This is a genomic window from Streptomyces sp. ISL-1 (assembly GCF_018614585.1).
Classification (GTDB): domain Bacteria; phylum Actinomycetota; class Actinomycetes; order Streptomycetales; family Streptomycetaceae; genus Streptomyces; species Streptomyces maoxianensis.
This window is the reverse complement of sequence record NZ_JAGGOI010000060.1, coordinates 14,206-28,620: the sequence shown is the minus strand read 5'-3', so window position 1 is coordinate 28,620 and position 14,415 is coordinate 14,206. Positions and strand designations below refer to the sequence as shown.

Below are 14,415 nucleotides of genomic sequence, written 5' to 3'. Positions count from 1 at the left end.
ACAACAGTCGTCAGGGGAGGGGCACATGACACCCGCACCGCACGCACCCGAACTCCGCGCGGCCGCCCGGCACATCGGCCGCCGCCGGTTTCTCACCGTCACCGGCGCCGCCGCCGCACTCGCCTTCGCCGTCAATCTGCCCGGCTCCGCCCACGCCGCCGAGCTCGACGCCCAGAAGATCACCGAGGATCCCTTCACGCTCGGCGTCGCCTCCGGAGACCCGCAGCCCGGTTCGGTACTGCTGTGGACCCGCCTCGCTACCCGCCCCTACGAGCCCGACAGCGGACTGCCCCGCGCCAAGGTCCCCTTGCGCTGGGAACTCGCCCACGACTCCCGCTTCGCCCGTATCGCCAGGCGCGGATCCGTCACCGCCCACCCGGAGTTCCACCACAGCGTCCACGTCGAGGTCGACGGCCTCGGCAGCGACCGCCCGTACTATTACCGCTTCCGCGCCGGGAACTGGATCAGCCCGACCGGGCGGACCAGGACGGCGCCCGCCCGGGCCGCGCGGATCAGCGAGCTGAAGTTCGCTGCCGTGTCCTGCCAGGCGTACCACGACGGCTACTTCACCGCGTACAAGCACCTCGCCGAAGAGGACCTCGACGCCGTCTTCCACCTCGGCGACTACCTCTACGAGTACGCCGTGAACGCCGTCGGCGGCGCCCGGAAGTACACCGACCGGGTCCTCCCCGCCCACTTCAACCGCGAGACCGTCACGCTCGACGACTACCGGATGCGCTACGGCCTCTACAAGTCGGACCCCGACCTCAAGGCCGCGCACGCCGCGCACCCCTACGTCCTCACCTGGGACGACCACGAGACCGAGAACAACTACGCGGGCGACATCCCCGAGAACAACGTCCCGCCGGAGGAGTTCCTGCTGCGCAGGGCCGCCGCCTACCGCGCGTACTGGGAGAACCAGCCGCTGCGCAGGCCCCAGCAGCCCGAGGGCCCCGACATGCAGCTGTACCGCAGGCTGCACTTCGGGAGGCTCGCGCAGTTCGACATCCTCGACACCCGGCAGTACCGCTCCAACCAGGCGTACGGCGACGGCTGGCAGGTCCCGGGGCCGGAGTCCGACGACCCGTCGCGCACCCTGACCGGCGCCACCCAGGAGCGCTGGCTGATCGATGGCTGGAGGAGCTCCCGGGCCCGCTGGAACGTGGTTCCGCAGCAGGTCACCTTTGCCCAGCGGCGTGATGTCCCGACCACGCCGTACAAGGTGAGCATGGACGCCTGGGACGGGTACGCGGCCTCCCGCGGGCGCGTTGTGGACGGCGCGGCGGCGGCCGGCATCGAGAACCTGATGGTCCTCACCGGCGATGTGCACCGCGGCTACGCGTACGACCTGAGGCGGAACTTCAACGACTCCGCCTCGCCCGTCGTCGGCACCGAGATCGTCGCCACCTCCATCTCGAGCGGCAAGGACGGCGAGGAGCGGCCCGCCAACTACGACACCCTCAGGGCCGCCAATCCGCACATGAAGTTCTACAACGGCCGTCGCGGCTATGTGACCGTCACCCTCGGCGAGCAGCAGGCGCGCGCCGACTTCAAGACGGTCAGCGCCGTCACGACGCCGGGCGCGCCGATCGTCACGGCCGCGTCGTTCGTGACCGAGGCCGGCGACCCGGGGCTCAAGCCCGTGTGACCCCACTCGCCGGGAAGCGGACGCCGATGCGGTCCCGTACCGCGTCGAGCGTCCGCAGCACGGCGAGACTGCCGTTGGGATCCCCCCATGCCGAAGGCCAGGGGCGGAACCGGCGGCGGACTTCGTGTCGCCCGCCCATCCCTCTCATTCCCGGCACCGTCTCAAAAACAGGTCTCGACCACTCCGGACGAGCTGAGAGCATAGGGAGGGATTCAAGGACATGGAGACGCGATGCCGAAGCCGGACAGCGGCCAGACCAGTACAGAAGGACACATACCGGCCGCCGACCCGGCACTCGTGACGTCGGTCGGTCCCGCGCCCGCTGTGGCCGCCGACCCGGCAACTACCGCGGCCGACTCCGTGCCTGTGGCGGCAGCGCGCCGCGTCGGCTTCCTGGTCACCCTCGTCCTGGGCGGACTCACCGCCCTGCCGCCGCTCTCCATGGACATGTATCTCCCGGCGCTGCCCGCGGTCACCGAGTCGTTCGGCTCGCCCGCCGCGACCGTCCAGCTCACGCTGACCGCGTGCCTGGCGGGCATGGCGCTCGGCCAGCTCGTCGTCGGCCCGATGAGCGACCGGTGGGGACGCCGCCGCCCGCTGCTCATCGGCATGATCGTGTACGTCGCCGCCACCGCGATCTGCGCGCTGGCACCCACCGCCGAGCTGCTGATCGGCTTCCGGCTGCTCCAGGGACTCGCGGGCGCGGCCGGCATCGTCATCGCGCGGGCAGTGGTCCGCGATCTGTACGACGGCGTGGAGATGGCCCGGTTCTTCTCCACGCTGATGCTCATCTCCGGCGTCGCGCCGATCATCGCGCCATTGATCGGCGGGCAGGTGCTGCGGATCACCGACTGGCGCGGCATCTTCGTCGTCCTCACGGCCGTCGGCATCGTGCTCACGCTCGTGGTGGCGAAGTGGCTGCACGAGACACTGCCACGGGAGAAGCGGCACAGCGGCGGCGTCGGTGAAGCCCTGCGCACCATGCGGGGGCTGCTGTCCGACCGGGTCTTCACCGGCTACACGCTCACCGGCGGGCTCGCCTTCGCCGCGCTCTTCGCGTACATCGCCGCGTCGCCCTTCGTCGTCCAGGAGATCTATGGCGCGTCGCCGCAGACCTTCAGCCTGCTCTTCGGCGTCAACTCCATCGGCCTGATCGCCGTCGGCCAGATCAACGGCAAGGTCCTGGTGGGCCGGGTCAGCCTGGACAAGGCGCTCGGCTTCGGGCTCGGCGTGATCACGCTGGCCGCGACCGCGCTGCTGCTGATGACGGCAGGGGTGTTCGGGAAGGTGGGCCTGCTTCCCGTCGCGGCCGGTCTCTTCGTGCTGATGTCCGCGATGGGCCTGGCCATGCCGAACACCAACGCCCTGGCCCTGATGCGCACCCCGCACGCCGCGGGCTCCGCGTCCGCGCTGATCGGTACGTCCGCCTTCCTCATAGGGGCGGTCGCCTCACCGCTCGTCGGGATCGCGGGCGAGGCCACGGCCGTACCGATGGCCGTGGTCCAACTGACCTGTGCGCTGGCCGCGATGGGCTGTTTCATCGGGCTGTGCCGCCCCTGGCAGCGGCGCGCCGAAGCCGTCTGACGCGCATGCCTGACGCGCATGCCTGACGCGCAGCCGTCCGACACGGACCTTCTACCTTCTACGTTCCCGGCTACCGCTCGTGGCGCGGGTAACCGATCAGATGCAGCCGGTCCTTCGCGTCCGTCCAGCTGAAGATCCCCACCCCCGCGGTCTCCGCCCCCGGCAGCCGCACACTGGGGGCCAGCGCCTCGGGCACCGCGGTGGCCAGATCCAGCTCGATCGGGGCGCCGCCGCCGGCCAGCGCGTCCGCCGGGCTGCGGGCGCTCGTCGCTCCGTACGCCGTGCCGGAGTCGGTCACCGTCGTCAGCGTCAGCGGCTTCGATCCGTCCGACTGCTCGAAGCAGTGCGCCTTGCGCTGCTCCAGGTCGAAGGCGAGATTCCCGGCGACCAGATAGCCGCCCTCCGGCGCGAGCACCGCCCGCGGGTACTCGCCCGGCTCGATCGCGGGCTTGTGGCAGCGCACCTGCACCAGCGGCTTTCCGGCGGCGGTGTCGTGCACCGCCCAGATGTCGTACGTACCGGCGTCCTTGCTGCCCCTCGCGGGCTGCCACTTGGCCAGTACGTAGCCGGGGGCGACCGAGGTCGGCACGCCGGACGCGGGGTCCGTACGGGCCGGGGCGACGTTGCGGCTGTACCACCCGCCGCGGACCCAGAAGCCCCGGTCGCCGCTCAGCAGCAGGCCCTTGTCGGTGAGCCCGCGGATCTCGGTGAGGCGGCGGCAGCCCGTACAGCCTCTGGGATGGCCGAGCGCGGTCTCCGGCACCTCGGTCACCTCGCCCGAGACCGGGTCGACCACCGCGCTCCTGGTGCGGCCGTCGCTGATGAGGACGCCCGGGCCGGTGCCCGAGACGGCCGGCGGGGCCGGCCACGGGACCTCTACCCGCTGCCGGGTGCCGTCCGCCACGTCGTACAGATCGAGCGCGACGAAGGTGTCCGCCGTCGTCAGCGCGTCCTCGCCGGCCTTTCCGTACGACCAGGTCACGAAGTACTCGCGGCCGTCCTTGGCGACGGACAGCAGCCGCGGGAACTGGTCGGCCAGGGCGGGCGGACGCCAGGGCAGTGAAGTCCAGCCGGGCCTGCCGGTCGCGGCGTCCAGGGTGCGCAGCCGGAACCGCTCGTCGCCGACCCGCTCCAGATAGCCGATGCGGCCGCTGTCCTGCGCGATGGCGTATTCGGGCGATGCGTTGGAGATCTCCCAGCCCTGCGAGGTGTCGTACGCGGACGGGACGGTGAGCCGGGTCAGGGGCGCCGCGCTGTGCCGGGCCGGCTTGCGGGGCTTGTCGTCGGCTGCCCTGCCGCCCTCGCCGCCCCCGCACATGGTCAGCAGGAGCAGCAGCGCCAGCACGATCACCCCGGCCACCAGGGACCCGCGCACGACCCTCTGTCTCATCGTCCCCCCGTGAGCGGTGCGCCACGTACTGTGAGCGGCGACGGCCGTCAGCGTAGCAACAGCCCCCGCGCCACCAGGAGTTCGGATCCGTCGCTGTTCTGTCCCGATTCCGTGCCTAGAATTTGTCGGTGAACGCCACCCTCCCCACCGCGGAAGCCCTGCGCGACGCCCTGGCCGAACTCCTGGCCGAGCAGCCGCCCACGCAGACGGCCCAGGCCGTCGAGCGGCTGATCGCCAACTACCGGGGGACCACCCCGACCGACGCGCCCGTGCTGCGGGACCGCTCCGACGTCGCCGCGTACGCGGCGTACCGGATGCCCGCGACCTTCGAGGCGGTACGGTCCGCGCTCGCCGCGCTGCGGGCCGCGGCCCCCGAGTGGTCCCCGGCCACCCACACGGACATCGGCGGCGGGACGGGCTCGGCGAGCTGGGCGGTCGCCGAGGCCTGGGAGGAGGACGCCCCGCGCACCACCGTCCTCGACTGGGCCGAGCCCGCGCTGGCACTGGGCCGCGAACTGGCCGTCGCCTCCGGGGTGCCCGCGCTGCTCGCCGCCGAGTGGCGGCGAGCGCGGATCAGCGACGCGCTCCGGATGGCGAGCACGGACCTCGTCACGGTCTCCTATGTCCTGAAGGAACTCACTCCGAAGGACCGGGCCGCTGTCGTCATCGAGGCGGCCCGCGCCGCCCAGGCCGTCGTGATCGTCGAACCCGGCACCCCCGACGGCTATGCCCGTGTGATCGAGGCCCGCGACCGGCTGATCGCGGCGGGCCTGACGGTCGCCGCGCCCTGCCCGCACAGCGACGCGTGCCCCATCGAGCCGGGCTCGGACTGGTGCCACTTCGCGGCCCGGGTCAGCCGCTCCTCGCTGCACCGTCAGGTGAAGGGCGGTTCACTGCCGTACGAGGACGAGAAGTTCAGCTACGTCGCCGCGGTCCGCTTCCCGGCCACACCCGCCCCCGCCCGGGTCACCCGCAAACCCCAGATCCGCAAGGGCCTGGTCCTGCTCGAACTGTGTACGCAGCCGGGGGAACTCCGCCGCGAAACGGTGACCAAGCGCCAGGGTCCGCTGTACAAGGCGGCCCGCGACGCGGAATGGGGCGACGCCTGGCCGCCGGACGCCTCCGACGGCTGACCAGCCAGGTCATCACGTACGAGACGAAACGTATCGGCTCCTCCCGTTGGTAGATTGACGCCATGAGCGAGACCAAGGCCCCCGACTCCTCCCGCCGCAGCGAACGCTCCCGTCGCGCCATCTACGACGCCGCCCTCGCCCTCGTCGGCGAGGCCGGCTACGCCAAGACCACCATCGAGGGCATCGCCGCCCGCGCCGGCGTCGGCAAGCAGACGATCTACCGCTGGTGGCCCTCCAAGGCCGCCGTCCTGCTGGAGGCCTTCCTCGACCTCGCCGAGCGGGCGTCCGAGGGCGAGAGTGAGATCCCCGACACGGGCGACCTCGAAGCCGACCTCAAACTGGTGCTGCGGGCCACCGTCGACGAGCTGAACAGCCCCGCCTACGACGGCCCCGCCCGCGCGCTCGCCGCCGAGAGCGTGGTCAACCCCGAGCTCGCCGCGCAGTTCGTCGAGAAACTGCTCGAACCCCAGCTCCAGCTGTACGTGAAGCGGCTGCGGGCCGCCCAGGACACCGGGGGCGTACGCGTCGGCATCGAACTCCGTACCGCCCTGGAACTGTTCACCGGACCCCTCACCCATCGCTGGCTGCTGCATACGCTCCCGCTCACCCACGACTACGCGGACGCGATCGTCGAGTACGCGCTGTACGGCCTCGCACCGCGGTCCTGATCGCCGGATCGGGGGGTGCGGCCACCTGGCGCCCGGGAAGGTGGGACCATGGCAGAGTCCGCCGGTGGCGAACGTGAGGTGTGAGGGGATAGATGGGCGACGGTATCGGCCGCTACCGCGGCACGGAGAACAGGCTGTCCCGGGAGAGCCGGCTGCCCCAGTGGCTGCGCCGACGCCCCAAGAACACCGACGCCGACGACTCCCGCCGTGTGACTCTGCTGCTGGCTGCCGGCGCCGCGGGACTGCCGCTCGCGCCCGCCGCGTACCCCGTCTCGTACCGCTGTTCCTGTGAGCGCATGGGCTGTCCGACGCCCGGCAGGCACCCCGTCTCCTTCGCCTGGCAGACGCAGTCCACGACCGACCCCGCGCAGATCGAGCGCTGGGCCGAGGGGCAGCCGGAGGCGAACTTCATCACGGCGACCGGCATGGTCCACGACGTACTCGACGTCCCGCTGGAAGCCGGCCGCAGCGCGCTGGCCCGGCTGCTGGAACGGGGCATCGAGGTCGGCCCCGTCGCCGAGTCCGGCGCCGACCGGATGCTGTTCTTCACCGCCACCCGCGGCACGCCCGAGGACGAGGACGAGTGGTGGCCCTGCGAGTTGGACTGCCACCCCGAGACGATGGACGAGCATCCGGGGCTGCGCTGGCACTGCCGGGGCAGCTATGTACTCGTACCGCCGGCGCGGTTGCCCGGTGAGCTGGAGGTGGCCTGGGTGCGCGGGCCGGAGCATCCGCTGCCGGATCCGCTGACGCTGCTCGAGACGCTGACGGATGCGTGCGCGAAGTGGGCGGGCGGGGTGGAGGGCGGCGTGGACCGCCACGAGGTGGCCTGGCCGCTGAGCCGCTAGGCCCGCCCGTGGCCGGAGCTCGGCCGCGGGCCCCGCGCCTCAATCCCCCAGGCTGCGTCCGGGGGACCCCCACGGGCTGGTTTGCGGGGCTCCGCCCCGGACCCCGCGCCTCAATCTCCCCCAGACTCCGTCGGGGGGAACCCCACGGGGCTGGTTTGCGGGCTCGGCCCCGGGACCCGCGCCTCAATCTCCCCCAGGCTTCGTCGGGGGCCCACGGGCTCGATTTCGGGGCTCGGCTCCGGGGGGCCCTGCGCCTCAATCTCGCCCGGACTTCGTCCGGGGGACCCCACGGGGCTTGATTTTCGCCCGGGCTGCCTTGAAGTTCTGCCGACGGGGCTCGAACTTCCGCCCGGCGGGCGGGAATTCAGCCCGTCCGGCGATTGAGAACAACGCCCGAAGGGCGTGCGGGGGCTCGGGGCGGAACCCCGGTTCGGGAAGCGCGCTGCGGTCAACTGGCGTACCGCTACGACCCCTTCGCCGCCGTCAGACCCGTCAGCCGGCCCAGCACATCGACGTCCCCGCCCCCCGCGCCAACCGTCGGCACCGTCACCGCCTGGCTGGAGACCCGCTCCTTGGTGACCGTGGACTTCACGTCGCCCGTCAGCAGCGCCTTCACATCCGGGTGGACCTTCAGCCGTACACCCTTCGCGGCGGTCTGCCGCTCGTAGTTGCGCATGGCGAAGAAGACCAGCGCGTCGCCGTCCGCGGTGACAAGACCGAGTGGCGCGAAGTCGTCGGAGTCCAGCGGCTGGTCGATGTACTGCGTGGACATCCCCGGCAGATTCGAGTCCTTCTTGCGGGACTCGCGCCAACCCGAGGTGTGCGGACCGTCCTTGAAGTGCTCCGGCTTGCCGTTCTGCAAGTACGAGGAGTACTCCTCGCTCAGATCGCGCGGAGCGACCGCCAGCGCGGCGCTGTCCGGCGCGACCGGCTCGGCCCACCCGTCCTCGTCGGTCTTCAGGGCGGGTATCCGGCCGGGAGACAGGATCGTCAGATACGCGGCCTCCCACAGCTGGTCCACGTCGCTGCGTACGAAGACCAGCACCCAGCGGTTGTCCAGCGCGCCCTTGTCCTGGTCGCGGTTGGAGTCGACGTCCGCGAGGAAGAACCGCGGCCAGCCCGCCTTCTTCGGGATTGCGAACTTCGCGTCCGTCAGCTCCAGCGGCACATGCTGCGGGTTGCCGTTTGGGTAGTTGACGCTGCGCGCCTTGAGGCCGGCCTGGTTGATCGCGCCGAGCGCACCGGTGACATGGGCCGCGTCCAGAGCCGGATCGTAGGCCTTGTCCGCCTTGTTGTACGCGTCGGTGAAGTCCTTGAGCGCCTGCGCGGCCTCAGACTTCGTCGCCGACGGTACGATCTCCCGCTCCCCGTGCACCGTCACGCACCCGCTCGCCGTCAGGCACAACACCGTCATCGCCGCGAGCCCTGTCGCTGCCCGACTCAGCCTTCTCATCGGTTGCCTTCTGCTCCTTGACCCCCACTGACCGTCCGAACCCTACCGGGGCCAGGAACAGCCCGAGCGTCGGGACCAGATACAGCACCCACACCGTGACCTGGAGGACCGTCGGGTCGGGCTGGAAGTTGAAGACGCCCTTCAGCAGCGTGCCGTACCAGGTGTCCGGCGGGATCGTCGTGCTGATGTTGAACGCCTTGTCCACCAGACCGCCCAGGAAGCGGGCCTCCTGCAGGTCATGGACGCCGTACGCCAGCACACCGGCCGCCACGACGACCAGCATGCCGCCGGTCCAGGTGAAGAACTTGGCCAGGTTGATCCGCAGCGCGCCCCGGTAGAACAGCCAGCCCAGCAGGATCGCGGTGGCGATGCCGAGCAGGACGCCCAGCAGCGGCGCCTGCGTGCTGTGGCTCTCGTCCGTGGCCGCCCGGACCGACGCCCAGACGAACAGCGCCGTCTCCAGGCCCTCGCGGCCCACCGCCAGGAAGGCGGTCGCGACGAGTGCGCCCGTACCCATCTGCAGCGCGGCGTCCAGCTTGCCGTGCAGTTCGGACTTCAGATGCCGCGCGGTGCGCCGCATCCAGAAGACCATCCAGGTCACCAGGCACACCGCGAGGATGGACAGGGTGCCGCCGAGCAGTTCCTGCGCCTCGAACGTCAGCTCCTGCGAGCCGTATTCGAGCGCGAAGCCGAAGCCGAGCGAGATGGCGACCGCGACCCCGATGCCGATCCAGATCGGACGCAGCGCGTCCCGTCGCCCGGTCTTGACCAGATACGCGATGAGGATGCAGACGACCAGGCTGGCTTCGAGGCCCTCGCGCAGGCCGATGAGATAGTTGCCGAACACGTCGGGTCCTTTCCTACGAGCGGGTCAGGAGAACAGCGCCCGGCCCCACCAGTCGTCCTTGTCCCGGACGCCCGGCGGGATCGCGAACAGCGCCGAACCCACGTGCTGGATGTACTCGTTGAGGTCGTCGCTCGCCGCGAGGGAGCGCTGCACCGGGATGAAGCCCTTGTGGACGTCGCGCTGGTACGCGAGGAAGAACAGCCCCGCGTCCAGGCGGCCCAGGCCGTCCGTGCCGTCGGTGAAGGAGTAGCCGCGGCGCAGCAGCTTCGCGCCGCCGTTGGTGTCCGGGTGCGCGAGCCGCACATGCGCGGTCGGCAGCATCGCCGGCAGGAACGGCTCGTCGCGCTCCTTGGCCTTGCCGACCGGGGCGCCCTCGCCCTTGTCCCGGCCGAAGATGTCCTCCTGCTCCGTCAGCGACGTACGGTCCCAGGTCTCGATGTTCATCCGGATCCGGCGCGCGACGAGGTAGGAGCCGCCCGTCATCCAGGCCGGACCGTCCTTCTGGGACACCCAGACATGCTTCTCGAGCCCCGCCGTGTCCGTCCCGGCGATGTTCCGGGTGCCGTCCTTGAAGCCCATCATGTTGCGCGGGGTCTGCGCGTCGGGCGTCGTCGACGAGGTCTTGCCGAAGCCGAGTTGCGACCAGCGGACCGCGACCTTGCCGAAGCCGATCCGGGCGAGGTTGCGGATCGCGTGCACCGCGACCTGCGGGTCGTCCGCGCAGGCCTGTACACACAAGTCGCCGTCGCTGCGCGCCGGATCGAGGTTGTCGCCGGGGAACTTCGGCAGATCGACCAGGGCGCCCGGGCGCTTGCCCTCAAGGCCGAAGCGGCCCTTGGCGAACAGGGACGGGCCGAAGCCGATGGTCAGCGTCAGCCGGGACGGCTTGAGGCCGAGTGCCTCGCCGGTGTCGTCCGGCGGGGCCTCTCCCGGACCGCCGTACGCGCCCTCGCCGACAGCCTGCCCGGCCGTCATCCGCTCGGCCGCCCGCGTCCAGTCCTTGAGCAGCTGAATCAGCTCGGAGCGGTCCTTCGTCTTCACGTCGAAGGTCGCGAAGTGCAGCCGGTCCTGAACGGCGGTGGCGATGCCGGCCTGGTGCGCGCCGTGGAAGGGAACGGCCGCGCCGCTCGAGGCGGCGGGCACTGCGGTGTCCTCGCGGCCCACGGCGAGCGCCGCGCCGCCGGCAGCGGCGGCGCCGAGCGCGAGGCCCGCACCGCCCCAGCCGAGCAGCGCACGACGGGACGGAGCCGTGCCGCCCATCTCCTCGGACCTGCCGGTTTCGTCGGACGCGCCTGCGCTCTCCGCGGGCACGTTTGCGGCCTCCGCGGGCACGTCCGCGGCCTTCTCGGACATGTCTTTGGTCTGCTCGGACATGTGGTGCCCCCCTCTACTTCACAACCGCGGCGGCGAGCTTGGACAGCGGCTCGGCGAGCGCGTTGACCGCGTCGCTGAGCTCCTTGCGCTCCGCCTTGCCGACCTTGTCGTACGACGTGAACTCGTACGAGGTGGTGTCCTTGCGGTACTTGTCGAGCAGCTTGTTCAGCGCCGCGAACTGCCTGTCCAGCTCGGCGACGAGCTTCGGGTCGTTCTTCGAGGCGACCGGCTTGAGCAGCTCGTGCGACTTCTGCGCACCCTCGACATTCGCCTTGAAGTCGACGAGGTCGGTGTGGCTGTAGCGCTCCTCCTCACCGGTGACCTTGCCGGTGGCGACCTCGTCCAGCAGCTCCTTGGCGCCGTTGGCCATGGAGGTCGGGGAGATCTCGGCCGTGCCGACCTTCTTCTGCCAGTCCGTCAGGTCCTTGATGAGGGTGTCGGCGAGGGCCTTCTCCGCGGGGCCGACCTTCTTCGTCTGCCACAGCGCCTTCTCGAGGGTGTGCCAGCCGGTCCACTTCTGGTCCTTCTCCAGACCGTCCTCGCGCAGGTCGACCTTCGGGTCGATGTCCCCGAAGGACTCGGCGACCGGCTCGGTGCGCTCCCAGCCGATGCGGGAGTCGGCGTATGCCTTCTTGGCGGCCTCGATGTCGCCGGCCTTCACGGCGTCCGCGAAGACCTTCGCCTTCGGCAGCGTCTCGTCGGCCTGCGTCTGCACGTACTTGCGGTACGCGGCGACGGCTGCGTCCATCTCGGGGCTGCGCCGGGCGGCCTTGCCTTCGCCGGTGGCGGTAACCTGTCGGCGGATGCCGTCGCCCTTCATACCGGGCTTGCAGGCGACCTCGTAAGTACCGGCCTTCACCTCGGCGGTGAGCTTCTGCTTCGTGCCGGGGCCGATGTTCTCGCGCTCGGCGACGATGCGGTCGTCGGGGAAGAGAAGGTAGACCTCGGTGACCTTGGAGCCCTTGTTCTCGATGGCCAGCTCGACATGGCCGGCCGGGAACTCCTTCTTCGACACCTCGCAGGAGTCGTCCTTCGCCGTGACGACGATGCCACCGTCGCCGCCCTTGGCGTCGCTCTTGTCGGCGCAGCCCGTGACGGCGGTCAGGGCGGCGGCGGTTGCGGCGGCGGTGACGACGGACAGACGGACGGCTCGCATACGGGCTCCACAGAGGACGGGTACGGGTGAGGCGGACCTAACTTAACCGAGGCTTACCTGAGCAATACCCGCGGGTCCAGTGATGTAGCTCTCAAATCCGGGCCTCGGCCACGGCGCTGTCACGGGAGGGTCAAGCGAGCGTCAAATTGCCCTCCTCGGCAGGACCAGTGGCGCTCCGGTCCGCGGGTGCGCCAGCACCTCGACCGGCCGGCGGTAGACCCGCCTCAGCAGTTCGTCGTCGAACACCCCGGCGGGCGGACCGTCGGCAGCGATCCGTCCGCGGTGCAGTACGGCGACCCGGTCCGCGTACGCGGCAGCGAGGTCGAGGTCGTGCAGTACGACGACGACCGCGTCCCCGGCCGCGGCGCGGGCCCGACGAGGGCGCGGGCCCGACGAGCGCGAGCACTTCGCCGGCCCGGGCGGCGAGATCGATGCCGCTGAGGAACTCGCGCTGCCCGAGCCGCACATACAGTGCGCGCGCCTCGACGAGTGGGCTGCCCAGGGCGGTGGGAGCGGGCAGCTCGCGCCCGCGCGCCGCGAAGAGGCTCCTTGAGGGCCCTCACGCCCAACCTCCTTGCCTACGACGTCTCCTGCGCAGCAGCCAGAAGAAGGACGGGCTGCCGAAGAGCGCGGTGAGCACGCCGAGGGGAAGCTCGGCGGGCTGGGCGACGGTCCGCGCGGCGAGGTCCCCCGCGACGAGCATCAGCGCGCCGCCGAGCGCGCTGCCCGGGACGAGGTACCGGTGGCCCGGTCCGTGCGCCATACGCAGCAGATGCGGGTTAGCCCTACCTTGCTCGCCAGGCCGCGAAGCGGTTGCTTGAATGGTTGGGTGAACGAACTGGACGTACTGAGCGTCTTCTGCGGGCCCGACGGCCGGCACGGGAACGCGCTCGGAGTCGTACGCGACGGCCGCACCTGTCCCGACCTGGCGTCCCGGCAGGCCACAGCCGCCCAACTCGGGTTCAGCGAGACCGTCTTCGTCGACGACCCCGAGCGCGGCGTCGTCGACATCTACACCCCCGGCCGCCGGCTTCCCTTCGCCGGGCACCCCCTTGTCGGCGCGGCCTGGCTGCTGGATCTGGAGACGCTTCAGCCTTCCCCTGTCCTGGGTGGGGAGGCATCCGCCGCGGAAGAGGTGTGGGCCCGGCAGGACGGGGAGTTCACCTGGATCACCGCGCGCCCCGAGTGGGCGCCACCGTGGCGGCTGGAGCGGTACGCATCCGCGGCCGAGGTCGACGCGCTGTCCGCGCCGCCATCCGGGGAGGGCCGGCTCTACGCCTGGGCCTGGCAGGACGAGGCCGCCGGACGCGTACGCGTCCGCGCCTTCCCGCGGCGCGACGACGGCATCGTCGAGGACGAGGCGACCGGCGCCGCCGCGCTGCTGCTCACTGCCGAACTGGGGCGGGCCCTGAACATCACCCAGGGCCGCGGGTCGCAGATCCTGACCGCACCCGGCCCCGACGGCACCATCGAGATCGGCGGCCGCGTACGCCTCGCGGCCTCCGTTCCCCTTCCCGTACCGGCTACGCGCTGAGCGGGAACTCCGCCCCGAGCTCCCGGAACACCGCCCCGTTGTACTCGAATGCCCGCTTGCACTCGTCGACGATCCGCTGCTTCTCCAGGTCGTCCACGTCCACCGCGTCCAGCAGTTCCCGGTAACCCCGCTTGAACGCCGACGGGTTCGGGATCCGCTCGAATACGTAGAACCGCACCCCGTCGCCCTTGCGCGCGAAGCCCCATGTCCGCTCCGCCTTGTCGCGGATGATCTGGCCGCCGGACAGGTCCCCGAGGTATCGCGTGTAGTGGTGCGCCACATACCCCGCCGGCCAGTCGCGCGCGCACTGCGCGACCCGCGCTGCGTACGCGGCGGTCGCGGGCAGCGGCGCGAGGCCCGTGCGCCAGTCCGGACCCCGCAGGTGCGCGAGATCGCGCTCCAGCTCGGCGGTACGCATCAGCTCGGGCCGGATGAACGGCCCCGCCACCGGGTCCTCCCGCAGCGACTGGGCACCCTCCTCCAGCGCCCGGTACACGAACCACAACTGCTCGGTGTAGCGCGCGTACGCCCGCACACCGAGTCGGCCGCCGAGCATATTGCTCATGAAGGCCGAGGTCTCCGCCTCGGTGTGCTGCTCGTGCGACGCGACACGGATGAGAGTCGAGAAGGGGGTGCCGGGGGGCGTGCCGGTGGCGTCCAAGGCGGGCCTCCAGGGACCGATGGGAGGGGGAAAGGAAGCGGCAGCGGCAGCAGCACTGGCGATTGCCACTACCGAGCTTCCTACTTAGGCTTACCTAAGTCAACGTGTTCCCGACGTCC

General features: G+C 71.2%; 12 protein-coding genes and 2 pseudogenes. 6 read left to right on the top strand and 8 right to left on the bottom strand.

Annotated elements, in window-relative coordinates:
• The first annotated feature begins 25 nt into the window (after positions 1–25).
• Entirely contained in the window at positions 26–1,648 is a 1,623-nt protein-coding gene (locus tag J7E87_RS32400) for an alkaline phosphatase (RefSeq protein ID WP_215098196.1), read from the top strand.
• A 231-nt stretch (positions 1,649–1,879) separates the two neighbouring features.
• On the top strand, positions 1,880–3,232 hold the full coding sequence (locus J7E87_RS32395) for a multidrug effflux MFS transporter (protein WP_215098195.1): 1,353 nt from the start codon (positions 1,880–1,882) through the stop codon (positions 3,230–3,232).
• Positions 3,233–3,302: 70 nt separating this feature from the next.
• On the opposite strand, the gene J7E87_RS32390 is transcribed toward J7E87_RS32395, so the two are convergent.
• Positions 3,303–4,622, bottom strand: coding sequence for a hypothetical protein (locus J7E87_RS32390; protein WP_215098194.1), 1,320 nt, complete (start codon positions 4,620–4,622; stop codon positions 3,303–3,305).
• 128 nt (positions 4,623–4,750) lie between these two features.
• Between J7E87_RS32390 and J7E87_RS32385 the strand changes: the two genes are divergently transcribed.
• From J7E87_RS32385 to J7E87_RS32375, 3 genes are all read left to right on the top strand, one after another.
• Positions 4,751–5,755, top strand: a complete 1,005-nt coding sequence (locus tag J7E87_RS32385) for a small ribosomal subunit Rsm22 family protein (protein ID WP_215098193.1) — start codon at positions 4,751–4,753, stop codon at positions 5,753–5,755.
• A gap of 62 nt (positions 5,756–5,817) precedes the next feature.
• Entirely contained in the window at positions 5,818–6,423 is a 606-nt protein-coding gene (locus tag J7E87_RS32380; protein ID WP_215098192.1) for a TetR/AcrR family transcriptional regulator, read from the top strand.
• A gap of 92 nt (positions 6,424–6,515) precedes the next feature.
• Complete coding sequence (locus tag J7E87_RS32375; protein WP_215098191.1) at positions 6,516–7,271, top strand: bifunctional DNA primase/polymerase; 756 nt, start codon at positions 6,516–6,518, stop codon at positions 7,269–7,271.
• Positions 7,272–7,734: 463 nt separating this feature from the next.
• Here J7E87_RS32375 and J7E87_RS32370 read toward each other — a convergent pair whose 3' ends face one another.
• The 6 genes and pseudogenes from J7E87_RS32370 to J7E87_RS32345 form a co-directional block, all read right to left on the bottom strand.
• A complete protein-coding gene (locus J7E87_RS32370; protein ID WP_215098229.1) occupies positions 7,735–8,685 on the bottom strand; it encodes a hypothetical protein in 951 nt (316 codons plus the stop codon).
• Positions 8,603–9,571 carry an iron uptake transporter permease EfeU gene (efeU, locus tag J7E87_RS32365; RefSeq protein WP_215098190.1) on the bottom strand — a complete coding sequence of 323 codons (969 nt, stop codon included), beginning with the start codon at positions 9,569–9,571 and terminating at the stop codon, positions 8,603–8,605. The genes J7E87_RS32370 and efeU overlap by 83 nt, the downstream gene beginning before the upstream one ends.
• Before the next feature lie 24 nt (positions 9,572–9,595).
• Positions 9,596–10,831: an iron uptake transporter deferrochelatase/peroxidase subunit gene (efeB, locus tag J7E87_RS32360; protein WP_215098228.1), complete on the bottom strand. Its 1,236-nt coding sequence runs from the start codon at positions 10,829–10,831 to the stop codon at positions 9,596–9,598.
• A 127-nt stretch (positions 10,832–10,958) separates the two neighbouring features.
• Positions 10,959–12,101: an iron uptake system protein EfeO gene (gene efeO, locus J7E87_RS32355; protein WP_215098189.1), complete on the bottom strand. Its 1,143-nt coding sequence runs from the start codon at positions 12,099–12,101 to the stop codon at positions 10,959–10,961.
• A gap of 141 nt (positions 12,102–12,242) precedes the next feature.
• Positions 12,243–12,476 (bottom strand): annotated as a pseudogene (locus J7E87_RS35690) (hemin ABC transporter ATP-binding protein); the annotation flags it as partial.
• Positions 12,477–12,660: 184 nt separating this feature from the next.
• Positions 12,661–12,879, bottom strand: a pseudogene (locus J7E87_RS32345) (iron chelate uptake ABC transporter family permease subunit); the annotation flags it as partial.
• A gap of 51 nt (positions 12,880–12,930) precedes the next feature.
• Here J7E87_RS32345 and J7E87_RS32340 point away from each other — a divergent pair.
• Positions 12,931–13,635 (top strand): PhzF family phenazine biosynthesis protein, encoded by a 705-nt coding sequence (locus J7E87_RS32340; RefSeq protein ID WP_308313162.1) that lies wholly within the window; start codon positions 12,931–12,933, stop codon positions 13,633–13,635.
• Here J7E87_RS32340 and J7E87_RS32335 read toward each other — a convergent pair.
• Complete coding sequence (locus J7E87_RS32335; RefSeq protein WP_215098187.1) at positions 13,625–14,296, bottom strand: heme oxygenase (biliverdin-producing); 672 nt, start codon at positions 14,294–14,296, stop codon at positions 13,625–13,627. The genes J7E87_RS32340 and J7E87_RS32335 overlap by 11 nt on opposite strands.
• Positions 14,297–14,415: the final 119 nt, after the last annotated feature.